Below are 12,226 nucleotides of genomic sequence, written 5' to 3'. Positions count from 1 at the left end.
AACCGACTCAGAAATGATCTTCATGACCCCAATCATTCTACCCATTAGAGTGTGCTCGTTTGTGATTTGATATAAGTTGATCCACTCTCTTGTAGGGAAGGCCCGCATTTGGCTACTGCTGCCGCAAGTAATTCCAGTGCGTTTTTTTCAAGTAAATTGACAATTTCTTGAGTGGCAACGATACGCTTGGCGTAATCTGAAATATCGCTCAACCGTTCGCTATCGCGGCTGGATACCATATCTGCAACGATTCGCTTAAAGTCATTTTTGACAATTGTACTGACAGCGTTGATCGCTTCCTCAAATTCGTTTCCCTCAAATGCAATATCCTGGTAGCGATGTTTGAGATAATCCGCAATAATTCCCCGTTCGGTTTTGGTCATACGACCATCAGCACGACTAAAAAAAACGAGAAGATGTAATGCCATCATTTCCTGGTCGAGCGCGTTCATCATTTTTTCTTCTTCGCTATTCTCATGTCTTACGATAGCATGCTGGGCAACGCTTTCTACCCATTCGCCCGTATAAAGATCGACCGCACGCTCGATATTTTCATTGATAAACAACCGATGTGCATTACGCAGATGACAAAATGCGATGACAGCATCTTTGCCATTATGGCTATGGACGCCCGTGACACTGATATCTCGCTCGGTCGTTACCCCGTGCTCATTAGTGTAAACAATGTGGTACTGCCCTTCGGCAGGCTGCATACGCTTACCGAAGCAGTTAAACTGCATGTAAGCACTCGCCTCACCTATTGCTTTGTCGTGATGGCTTATTATCTGCTGGTCTGTTAATGCTGCTTTAGCCGCACTGCTGCGACGACGTCTTATTAGGGGATGGAGTAATACCCCACCCATGAGCGCGATGAATGCCAGGCTCAAGAAAATCTCCATGATCGCTTCCTTGTTCTAATTTCCAAGCTGATAATGAAGAATTAACGGAAAAAAAGAAAAATACTTAAGCGAGAAGATGATTGATAACCTAACGCTCGCAGAACCTAACAGTTAATCTACAGACTGGCTAAGAACGGCTTGTCATGCCCCGAAATACACTCATTCCCACTCAATCGTAGCAGGCGGTTTGCCGGAAACATCATAAACCACTCGGTTGATGCCTCGTACTTCATTGATGATGCGGTTAGAGACCTTGGCTAACAAAGAATAAGGCAATTCTGCCCAATGTGCAGTCATGAAGTCCTGTGTTTGAACAGCACGCAATGCAACGACATACTCATAACTTCGGCCATCTCCCATGACGCCCACCGATTTCACTGGCAGAAATACAGCGAATGCCTGCGAGGTTCTTTCGTACCAGCCGGAAGCCTTGAGTTCCTCAATAAAGATTGCATCCGCTTGGCGGAGCAGATCTGCATATTCCTGCCTGACTTCTCCTAAAATTCTGACTCCCAGCCCTGGGCCGGGAAAGGGATGGCGAAATACCATATCATGCGGCAAACCCAAAACCAAGCCAAGCTCGCGCACTTCATCCTTGAACAACTCGCGCAATGGCTCGAGCAATTTAAGGTGCAGTGTATCTGGCAGGCCGCCTACATTGTGATGTGATTTGATAGTGTGTGCTTTTTTAGTTTGACTGCCTGCAGATTCAATTACATCAGGATAAATTGTCCCTTGAGCCAACCACCGTGCATCGGCAATGTTGGCAGACTCCTTCTGGAACACCTCGACAAATTCACGTCCAATGATGCGACGTTTTTGCTCAGGATCAGTCACACCTTGCAGCTGCTCGAGAAATTGCCTGCTTGCATCGACGTGAATCACTTTCATATTCAGGTTCTGGGCGAAAACCGCTTTAACCTGCTCCGCCTCATGCAAGCGTAATAAGCCGTTGTCGACAAATACACATGTCAATTGATCGCCGATCGCGCGGTGAATGAGCACCGCAGCAACCGAAGAATCCACCCCGCCCGATAATCCTAGAATGACTTTATCGCTGCCTACTTTTGCCTGAATTCGACTAATCGACTCTGCCACATAGTCAGGCATGTTCCAGTCATAGCCTGCCGCACAAATATTATGTACGAAATGCTCGATGATGGTTTTACCTTGCAAGGTATGCGTCACTTCCGGATGAAATTGCAATCCGTAAAATTGACGCATCTCGTCGGCCATCGCAGCAATTGGGGTGGCCGCATTATGCGCAACTACCTTGAAGCCAGTAGGCAAAGCTACGACATTGTCTCCATGACTCATCCAGACATCGAGTATCGCTTGTCCATCAGAATCTATCCGGTCACTAATCCCACCAAAGAGCTTGCAATCCTCAATCAGTAACTCGGCGTAACCGAATTCACGCTGATTAGCACTCTCCACTCTACCACCCAACTGGGCGGCCATAACTTGCATGCCATAACAAATACCCAGAACAGGCACATTCAACTCAAAAACAATTTGGGGCGCGCGTGGGGTATTCTCAATAAAAGCAGAAGCGGGTCCTCCCGATAAAATAATGCCGACAGGAGAAAATGCTTTTATGAATTGAGGATCGACATCATAGGGATGCAGTTCACAATAAACATTCGTTTCTCGAACGCGGCGCGCAATCAACTGGGTGTATTGAGAACCAAAATCCAAAATAAGGATTTTCTGGTGCATAAAAAATGTGTTGTTATTCGACGTGATAATTAGGTGCTTCTTTTGTGATCTGTACATCGTGTACATGAGATTCACGTACACCGGCAGAGGTTATCTCAATGAACTCGGCTTTTGTGTGGATTTCTTCTATGGTACGACACCCCAAATAGCCCATGCTGGAGCGAACACCCCCTACCAATTGATGTATGACAGAGAGGATTGATCCTTTATAGGGAACACGCCCTTCCACCCCCTCTGGCACCAGCTTATGGGCCTCATGCTGCTTGCTCTCCTGAAAATAGCGATCGCTCGAACCTTGCTGCATCGCTGAGAGCGACCCCATTCCGCGATAACTTTTATAAGAGCGGCCTTGAAAAAGCTCGATTTCCCCAGGTGCTTCTTCCGTCCCGGCAAACAAGCCACCCAGCATAACCGTGTTAGCCCCTGCAGCGATCGCCTTTGCGATATCGCCCGAGTAGCGGATGCCGCCATCCGCTATAGCAGGCACGCCCGTGCCATCCAACGCTTTAGTCACGTTCTCAATCGCTGTAATCTGCGGCACGCCGACGCCAGCCACCACTCTGGTGGTGCAGATCGATCCCGGGCCAATACCAATTTTTACCGCATCCGCTCCACTATCGACCAATGCCTTGGCCGCTGCTGCCGTAGCGATATTGCCGCCGATGACCTGAATTTTCGGGAAGCGATTCTTAACCCAGCGCACTTGGTCGAGCACACTCTGAGAGTGACCATGTGCGGTATCGACCACCAATACATCGACACCCGCTTCGACAAGCGCTTCCGCTCGCTCTTGGCTTCCCTCACCGACCCCGATCGCCGCACCCACCCGCAGCCGCTCCTGCTCGTCTTTACTGGCATGCGGATGCTCTGTTGTTTTGATGATATCTTTGACAGTAATCAACCCCTTTAACTCGAATGCATCATCGATCACCAACACTCGTTCCAGTCGATGCTTGTGTAACAAAGCCAACACTTCTTCGCGCGAAGCGCCCTCTCTGACGGTGACAAGCCGCCGCTTGGGCGTCATGATATTTTTGATGGGTTGATCGAGATTGGTTTCAAATCGAAGATCCCGGTTGGTCACTATGCCTACGACCTTGGTGCCTTCTACCACGGGCAGTCCGGATATTTTATGCTGCTGAATCAAATCCAACACCCCGCGTACCGTCATATTGGGTGGAATTGTCACCGGATCGGTCACGATGCCACTTTCAAATCGCTTGACTTTGGCAACATGGGTCGCTTGCGCTTGTATCGACATATTCTTATGAATGATACCGATACCCCCTTCTTGAGCGATGGCTATCGCTAACCGCGCCTCGGTTACCGTATCCATCGCCGCCGAGACCAATGGAATTTTGAGCTTAATAGCGCGGGTAAATTGTGTGGTTAAATCGACATTCTTGGGCAGTACTGCTGAATGTGCGGGAACAAGTAAAACATCATCAAAGGTGAGTGCTTTCTGAATCAGTCGCATATTGATAACGATCCTTCACAAAGCGCTATTATAACGAAACCGAATGCAAAATTTTTAAAGAGTTCGTTGAGAAAAACTGAAAAAAATAATAAAACCTACCGAATCGTTCAAGAATCGCCGACTTTCGCGGCAAGGGCCATCGCTAAATTTCTAAGTGTGTCCACTTGATCGAGACCATCGAGAAAACGCTGAGGAATACTTGACATCCCTACCTGCGCCCCCACCAATGTACCGGTTAAAATGGCGCGCGCTTGGTTCTGCCCACCGCCATTGATGGCATGCAATACAGCAGATTCAAAGTCATCTCGAAATCGAGCGGCTAAATAATAAGCTGCTGGCAACTGATGATAGATCGCGCAAGGCATGCCATAGACAAGCGATACTTTCCACGCAGGTTCGATCCGGATATCCGGGTCGGCTACGGCGGCTGCCATGTAGGAAGGGGTAAGCAATGCATCCGGAGAAGCGAAGCGGCCCGCACGCGGCGGATCGGGATCGCCCGGACGCGGGGGTTGCAGATCATCTTGTGTGACGGCATGAAATGGTAAAGTCCCGTTTTTGACTAGCGCCATCAATTTTTCCGACAATTCGGTATCGAGCATGTGTCCCTGCACGAGCAAGGCCAATACCGCACCATAAGCCACTGTCATCGAAACGACTATGTCATCGCTCTGAGTGAGTAGGGTATTGTCTGTGATATTGGCTGCGAGTTCAGCAGGTTGGAAAGCATAACGAATCGCTATGGCCAACGTACGTTCGATGGCTTCAGTGGTATCAGCATGGCTGCCCGTCTGTCCCCATGGTAACTTCTGCTGGACACGACGCCGCCATACTTCGCGAATCGATTGGCTGGTGTAACCCCCCGGCCCACACACTGGCGTTCCATCGAGGAGCGGGAAAAGCTCCTCATCCATCCGCCGACAGAAATCATTGCGATCATACGCGCCACATTCGACTAGTGATCTTACGGTTAACGCCAGAATAAACCCCGCCTGCGATAGCTGACCCGCTTTACATCCGGGATGATATCGACCGGGTTTAGGATCTGTATAGCCGTCAATCCAATCACCATAGTCTTGATGTAATGCGTCAAGTTGGTAATACCAGTGAGGGCCTAGACCTAATGCGTCGCCTATGAAGGCTCCCATGAGAGCACCTGCTGCTCGATCTTGAATATGATTGGCTGGCATAATTTTGCCCTCCTTCCAGAAGATAGATTAAATAGACCTTCAAGCAACAGTGATAGCTGCAGATAAATAGACATCCTGTATCGCGTTCAGCAGCTTGACCCCTTCATTGAAAGGTTTTTGGAAAGCCTTCCTCCCCGAAATGAGTCCCATGCCGCCGGCGCGTTTGTTGATCACAGCAGTACGCACCGCTTGATGCAAATCATCTTTGCCTGATTCCCCACCCGAGTTGATCATGCCAACCCGCCCCATGTAACAGTTCGCAACCTGATAACGAACCAGGTCGATCGGATGGTCAGTCGTCAGATCGCTATATACTTTAGGGCTGGTCTTGCCAAACTTGAGCGCAGTATAACCCCCATTGTTTTCGGCCATTTTCTGCTTGACGATGTCGGCTTCGAGCGTGACGGCAAGATGATTGGCTTGCCCGGTCAAATCGGCACTCACATGATAGTCTTTTTCCGCAGTCTTGAAAGCTGCATTGCGTGTGTAGGCCCAGAGAATCGTCACCATGCCCAGGTCATGCGCATGTGCGAATGCCTCGGAAATCTCTTGTATCTGGCGGCGCGATTCCTCCGAACCAAAAAACACGGTCGCCCCCACTGCGCACGCGCCCATATCGAATGCTTGGTCAACACTGGCAAACAAGGTCTGATCATATTTTGTCGGATAAGTCAGCAATTCGTTATGGTTGATCTTAAGAATGAACGGAATTTTATGGGCGTAACGGCGCGCGACCATACCCAGCACGCCTAACGTGGAAGCCACGCCATTGCATCCCCCCTCAATGGCCAGCTTGACAATATTTTCCGGGTCGAAAAACATCGGATTAGGTGCAAATGAAGCCCCTCCCGAATGCTCAACCCCCTGATCAACGGGTAGCAGCGATAAATAGCCTGTCCCTGCCAAGCGGCCATGATTGTAAAGCGCCTGAAGATTGCGTAACACGCCCGGCTTACGATCCCCCGCTGCCACTACCCGATCTATAAAATCGGGGCCTGGCACATGCAAACTTGTTTTAGGAATACCTTGACACACATGATTGAGCAGTTTGTCTGCCTCATCACCTAACAATCCGGCGATATCTGTCATTTCAACCTCCTATCTGAGTTTTCAAGAAGAAACATCATTCGACACATTCAGCAAGAATGTATCGGGTGTTTCATTATTCTTCGCGGACGAAAGTAATGTTGATTATCGTAATAAGTCGAGTCTTCATTATCAGGTGTCCAGCCAGGATACCCTAACACCGGAACAGGTGCCAAATCAGTCGAACTTAAAGTAGAGCGCCTTAGAAAATTATCCAACCAAACATCGATCATAGCAATCTGATCGGTTAAATTTTGTTCAAAAAAAGTATCCTCGACTGGCATCACCATCCCTTTCCCTGTCATGCCTGGATAGGGACGCAGCGCTTTTTCTAATAAACCATGGCCCAAGACATAAAATTTCATTTGCTCAAGGAGCGTAGTGCGTTGCTCCCAGAATAAAGCCTTCCATTCAAAATTTCTCAGCAATCCAATCAAATGCGGGTTACTGCTAACGACCACCACCCCCGATTCATCGATAAGAGTAGCCGCATCGCGCAAACGGCCGCGCATGGGCTGCTGAAGTGTTCTTTCCTGCAATAAAGCATGGTAATGCAAAAGGTTCAGAGCAGCTTTAGCCCGAGGATAGGTTAGCCAGGCCAAAGCATTGAAAAGATCGTGCCAATTTCGTTCGCGGGTTTGTATTTCGCCTGTCAGATAAATCCGGGGTTCATATTGTTGAGCAAATTTGCTCATAACCTTTGTTTGCCGTACGAAACGAATTTCCCTACCCGATTTTGTCTTAGCGGAGGCAGCAGAATCATTAAGCAGTTGATTGAGGTCTTCAATATCAGGCCATCGATCGAGATGCTTGAGAGATACGCCGGTTGCGCATAGCGGCGCGTACAGGGGCGAGACACGTAAAAAACCCGGCAACCACTCATTGGATTGGGAATGAGCCATCATTCATGGACTCCATTAACTTTGGCGGCCAGCACAATACTTGCGAGTGTTGCCACTGCCGCAATAATACCTACATCATCGTAATGCGTCAGCGTACCGTTGACCGAAGTGCCAATGATGGAACCGGCGAGCAATGTAGCCAATCCTGCAGACAATTGCTGAACTGAGATATTAAAACTCAAGAAGCTTCCCCGCAAACGCGGTGTTACGCTCGCCGTCACCAATGCCATGGCAGGAACAAACCGTCCAGAGACCAGCATCATGAACAATGTCGTAATGCCGAGAGCGAGCACGGTCGGCACTGGTGACAAATGGGTCACCATCAGGATAGGAAAAACGGAAAGCGCTGCTGTCACGCCAAACACTTTCCTTTTGCCATGCAGATCTGAAAGCTTGCCAAACAGGCGAGCCGTAAAAAATGTCGCTAACCCACCAAAAAAATAAAGATAAGGCAAATCGATTTCCGCCATACCAACATTAATCACCATATAGGTGCTGATAAACGGACTGACGGAGAATCCAGCAAACATCAACATCGCAATTAACGCGAAGGCATACAAATGATTGCGCTCAAAAAAGATCGCACGCAACTGCCTGAAAGGATGCCGTTCCAACTGATGAATCAGATGGCCGCGCAGCGGGGGCAGCACACGCATCGCCACGATCACCATGAAGGCACTGAGTGCTGCCAGGAGAAAAAAAGGTGCACGCCAATCGCTCAAATTAACGAGCAACATACCAATCGGCATACCGATCACGGCCACCATGGAAAAAGCCGAGCTGATCGTTCCCGTTGCTGCGCCGCGTCGACGGGCTGGGATAATATCCGCAATAATCGCGAAAACAATAGCGCTGGTAATACCGCTAAATCCCCCCGCCACAATACGCGCAAGCAATAGCGTGGGATAATTGGTTGCCAATGCACACAGTAGCGTAGCAATCCCTATCCCTCCGCACAGCGTAATCAAAACGGTCTTACGATCGAACCAATCGATTACAAAAGAAGCAAAAAAACTCCAAATACCTGCACTAAATGCATACGCCGAAACCAGCAGACCAAATTGCTGCGGAGTAAAATCGAATAATTTCATGAATTGCGGACCCAAAGGCAGCATCATCATGAAATCCATGATATGAATGAAATGTACACCAGCCAGCACCAAAAGGATGGGCTGTTCATGTACAGGAAGCGGATGGGGAATCACACCGCATTCGATCAATTCCGAGCTGCTGCCCACCTGGAGGATCTCTTCGGTTTTCTTCAAGCTTAACCTTCTCAAATGATTGCTATTGAATCCATTTTGTAACCAGCACCAAAGACAACTCTGAATTCGTTTGGTTGCATATACCGGATACCTTCGAATAGGCTATTTTGGTGTATCAATGTTCACAAAATCGCTGTAATTTCATGTGGATCTGATTTGCTTTAAGCGGATTACAGGTCGAATAATTTTTTCTTGTTTTTGGATCACATTTCTTGCTTGACCCCATTTGCACAGAGTGTCGACATTTTTTACACATTTTAACATAGGGAAATTTAACAACTTGGTTATGTCATTGTATTCTATATATAAATCACGAGCAGGCATGAATTTTGCTATGATTTTATAGTACTTTGTACATTTGAAATTTAATTGTTAATAATAAACACAACTAAAGGTGACATAAGCTATGAAAAAAATAACAAAAAGTGCCCTCGCATCAATACCATTACTGATGAGTTCTTCTTTTGCTTCTGCTGTAACGGTTGATATGGAACTATCACTAGTCATTGATATTTCAGGTAGTGTTAGTACAAGCGAATACAACCTGATGATGGATGGTTATGCTAATGCCTTTCGTGATCCAATAGTTCAAAACAATATTCTGAACAACGGTACGCATGGAGCAATTGCAGTCAATACGATATTTTTTGCTTCAAATGCATATTCGACCAGCCTGGACTCTTTTACTCTGTTGGATTCTGTGGCTAGTATAAACGCCTTTGCCGATACACTTGACAATTTCGTCCGCCCAGGCAGTGGCGGGACAGTCATTTCAAGTGGAATGAATAAATCGTTAGCTACGTTAACCGGAAACAACGGCTTTGAAAGCGCCAATTTGATAATGGATGTTTCGGGAGATGGCACTTCAACCATAACTGTTACTCAGGCAGCACGTGATGCAGCCGTATCCGCAGGAGTGACTGTTAATGGCATCACTATTGGCTCAACAAGCATTAATGATTTTTATAATGCCAATGTAATTACCAGTAACGGATTTTCATTACATGCCGCTGATTTTGGTGCTTTTGCGGATGGTGTTAAGCAAAAATTACGCATAGAAACACAACCCAATCAGATACCTGAACCTGCTTCATTGACTCTTGTCGCTTTGGGATTGTTTTCAATCATAGCTTTGCGTCACCGTCGTAAACAAATTTAACAATTCGATTTACTTAAAATGTGCATGGGTAAATTCAAGATCATAAGTACATTCTAAATCTCGATGTTGTAATACCGTGGACAGGGCAGCATATTTATAACCAGTTAAATATGCTGTGCCAACGTTAGCCTTCAACCCTACCACTTACCGGCGCTCTTTCTTAATGTTTAAACTAAAGAGGGGCTTGCAAAATTCAAGAATTAAGCTGAATGAGCGGTCCGAATAGCTAATAGAGAGAAAGTAGCCTATCCATAAGGAAACCCAGGGACTGACATATTTGAAAACACGTGTCATCTTTTACTCTGTCACCTTTTACTACTCTATTGGGACCAAGTCATCTTCCACTTATCAGACTCTTCCATATACAAATGACTTGAATTTCTGAACACGATGTCAGGATAGTCTTGATATGCATCCTGTTCCTTTCCTTCTGATTGAGGGTTGTTCAACACTTCCATCTTCTCAGAAGAACAGCAGGATGCACTACCCTTTATCTCAAAAACAAAAAAACTAGCACCTTTGTTACATATTCGTTATAGCATTACTCACAAATCTTCCTGAAGAGCCATAAAAATTTGCTTTAATTAGCAGATGTCGGACTTATTCGGCTAGCTCGTGATAATTTTGCAAGAGGCTCTAATGCTAACCTTGCAACTCAAAAAAACAGCCACACAAAGACTCAAGGTAAAAAAATGAGAAATTTAAAATCCAGATTACTGAGTTTCACCCGCAGATTTCTGACAAAAGTTATGCCGCTAGATGCGTTAACTAACTTGTATGAGCTTGAATTAAGAAAAGAAATACGACGTCGCCAGATGGAGCACCCTAATCCATTCTGCAGGTATGGGGCTTTTGGTTTTTCCCAGAGTGATGAAGACGGGTTAACGATTGAAATTCTTTCTCGTATGGGTATTTCAAAAGGATTTTTTTGTGAATTTGGTGTCGGTGATGGTACAGAAAACAATACGCTTATCTTGCTTGCATTAGGTTGGTCCGGCAGTTGGTTCGGTGGACAAGATATCATATTAGACGTATCTAAATCATCTAAATTAACATTTACTAAAACTTGGATAACGAAAGAAAATATCCTTAGTCTTTATAAGACGATTGCATCAGAGGTAGATGTCATATCGCTTGATCTTGATGGCAACGATTTTCACTTTATTGAAGAATTGTTACGTAATGGAGCTAATCCAAAATTATTTATCGCAGAATACAATGCAAAATTTCCCCCAGGTGTGAAATTTACCATGCCTTACAATCCACAACATTTTTGGAAATCTGACGATTATTTTGGTGCATCTTTACAGATGTTTGTCGAATTGTTTTCGCAATTTGGTTATCGGTTGATCTGTTGCAACGCCGCTACTGGAGCAAATGCATTTTTTGTCAAAGAAGAATATGCCGAGAAGTTTCCTGAAGTACCTGTGGATATCAAAGCGCTCTATTCAGAACCTTTCTATCTGTTACGCGGCAGAAAGATGCATCCCACATCAGTTAAAACGTTGCAGTCTTTACTGCAATAATACTCAAACAGGACATGCGCAGTTCTACTGAGCCTTTCCTTACTGCGTTATCAATACGTCACAGGGGCATTCAGCTAACAGGTGTAGCGTGACGCTTCCTATCAATAGCTGTTCAACCAGCGACTTACCATGTTTACCGGCAATCACGAGATCGGCGTCGATTTCGGCTACCTTATCCCTAAGCTTGGTAGGCACATGGCGGCTATGTTCGATTAATCGATGCACATTATGCGAATCCACACCCGATGTTTCGATAAATCGCTTCATCTCCGCTTCGGCTTCACGCTGCGCATTGACGCGGTACTCATGAATGATCTCATCTGTTACCCCCGCATACAGCATGTTACTTTCGAACGGCGCCTCGAAAACATGGGTAAGATAAATTTCACTGTCTGGCGCAATCAATTTGCTGTATGCAAATGCTGACAACGAATGGGGAGAGAAATCGACAGCAACGAGCACACGTCGATAGACTGTTTTAGGTTCGCTTCTGACAACCAGAATCGGTTTCCAGCTCTGCCGAATGAGTCGCTCAGCGGTCGTGCCAATCGCAAAATCTTTGAGCGGATTTTCTCCCCGCGCACCGAGTACCAATAAATCAGACGTCTCCGACACCTTCAGAATCGTATCCAGCACATTTCCGGAGCATAGCTTTGGTTTGAATGCAAAGCCTGTCTGATGCTGGATGCCTACAATAATTTCATTAAGCGACTGAGACATATCGCTGATAACAGTTTGCTCTGTTTCAACAGGTAAATTGACAAATTGTTTCAATGTATCCAGCCAGGAAGATTTAAGCACATGAAGAATGACACCGTTGGTTATGCCTAACTGTGCAGAAATCATGGCGGCCCGTTCAGCGGCGTATCGCGCATCGATAGAAAAATCTGTTGCCGCCAGAATCGATTTAATCGCAGTCATCTTGCAATACCCCATCATTGAACAGAACAAACAGGCCAATTCTATAATGATTACTGGTACAAGGATTATCCCGCATACTTAT

Annotated in this window: 10 protein-coding genes; 2 read left to right on the top strand and 8 right to left on the bottom strand. The window is 46.3% G+C overall.

Annotated features, from left to right (window positions below; genetic code table 11):
• Positions 1-44: 44 nt before the first annotated feature.
• The 7 genes from C8R30_RS07505 to C8R30_RS07475 all read right to left on the bottom strand — a co-directional run bounded on the left by C8R30_RS07505 (position 45) and on the right by C8R30_RS07475 (position 8,538).
• Positions 45-899 (bottom strand): hypothetical protein, encoded by an 855-nt coding sequence (locus tag C8R30_RS07505; protein WP_090670634.1) that lies wholly within the window; start codon positions 897-899, stop codon positions 45-47.
• 159 nt (positions 900-1,058) lie between these two features.
• Positions 1,059-2,618 (bottom strand): glutamine-hydrolyzing GMP synthase, encoded by a 1,560-nt coding sequence (gene guaA, locus C8R30_RS07500; RefSeq protein ID WP_090670637.1) that lies wholly within the window; start codon positions 2,616-2,618, stop codon positions 1,059-1,061.
• 13 nt (positions 2,619-2,631) lie between these two features.
• Positions 2,632-4,095, bottom strand: coding sequence for an IMP dehydrogenase (gene guaB / locus C8R30_RS07495; RefSeq protein ID WP_090670640.1), 1,464 nt, complete (start codon positions 4,093-4,095; stop codon positions 2,632-2,634).
• 107 nt (positions 4,096-4,202) lie between these two features.
• Positions 4,203-5,285, bottom strand: a complete 1,083-nt coding sequence (locus C8R30_RS07490) for an ADP-ribosylglycohydrolase family protein (protein WP_090670643.1) — start codon at positions 5,283-5,285, stop codon at positions 4,203-4,205.
• Positions 5,286-5,324: 39 nt separating this feature from the next.
• Positions 5,325-6,374, bottom strand: a complete 1,050-nt coding sequence (locus C8R30_RS07485; protein WP_090670646.1) for a class I fructose-bisphosphate aldolase — start codon at positions 6,372-6,374, stop codon at positions 5,325-5,327.
• Between the two features lie 47 nt (positions 6,375-6,421).
• On the bottom strand, positions 6,422-7,276 hold the full coding sequence (locus C8R30_RS07480) for a DUF3025 domain-containing protein (protein ID WP_090670649.1): 855 nt from the start codon (positions 7,274-7,276) through the stop codon (positions 6,422-6,424).
• Positions 7,273-8,538 (bottom strand): MFS transporter, encoded by a 1,266-nt coding sequence (locus C8R30_RS07475; protein ID WP_090670651.1) that lies wholly within the window; start codon positions 8,536-8,538, stop codon positions 7,273-7,275. Before C8R30_RS07475 ends, C8R30_RS07480 begins: the two co-directional genes overlap by 4 nt.
• A 406-nt stretch (positions 8,539-8,944) precedes the next feature.
• On the opposite strand from C8R30_RS07475, the gene C8R30_RS07470 reads away from it, so the two are divergent.
• Complete coding sequence (locus tag C8R30_RS07470; RefSeq protein ID WP_107789897.1) at positions 8,945-9,697, top strand: DUF1194 domain-containing protein; 753 nt, start codon at positions 8,945-8,947, stop codon at positions 9,695-9,697.
• Positions 9,698-10,389: 692 nt separating this feature from the next.
• Positions 10,390-11,223 carry a hypothetical protein gene (locus tag C8R30_RS07465; RefSeq protein ID WP_146162684.1) on the top strand — a complete coding sequence of 278 codons (834 nt, stop codon included), beginning with the start codon at positions 10,390-10,392 and terminating at the stop codon, positions 11,221-11,223.
• Between the two features lie 39 nt (positions 11,224-11,262).
• On the opposite strand, the gene C8R30_RS07460 is transcribed toward C8R30_RS07465, so the two are convergent.
• Positions 11,263-12,144 (bottom strand): universal stress protein, encoded by an 882-nt coding sequence (locus tag C8R30_RS07460; protein WP_177182343.1) that lies wholly within the window; start codon positions 12,142-12,144, stop codon positions 11,263-11,265.
• Between the last annotated feature and the right edge of the window lie 82 nt (positions 12,145-12,226).

It is taken from the genome of Nitrosomonas nitrosa, assembly GCF_003051105.1.
Taxonomy (GTDB): domain Bacteria; phylum Pseudomonadota; class Gammaproteobacteria; order Burkholderiales; family Nitrosomonadaceae; genus Nitrosomonas; species Nitrosomonas nitrosa.
This window is presented reverse-complemented; position numbering and strand designations above follow the sequence as displayed.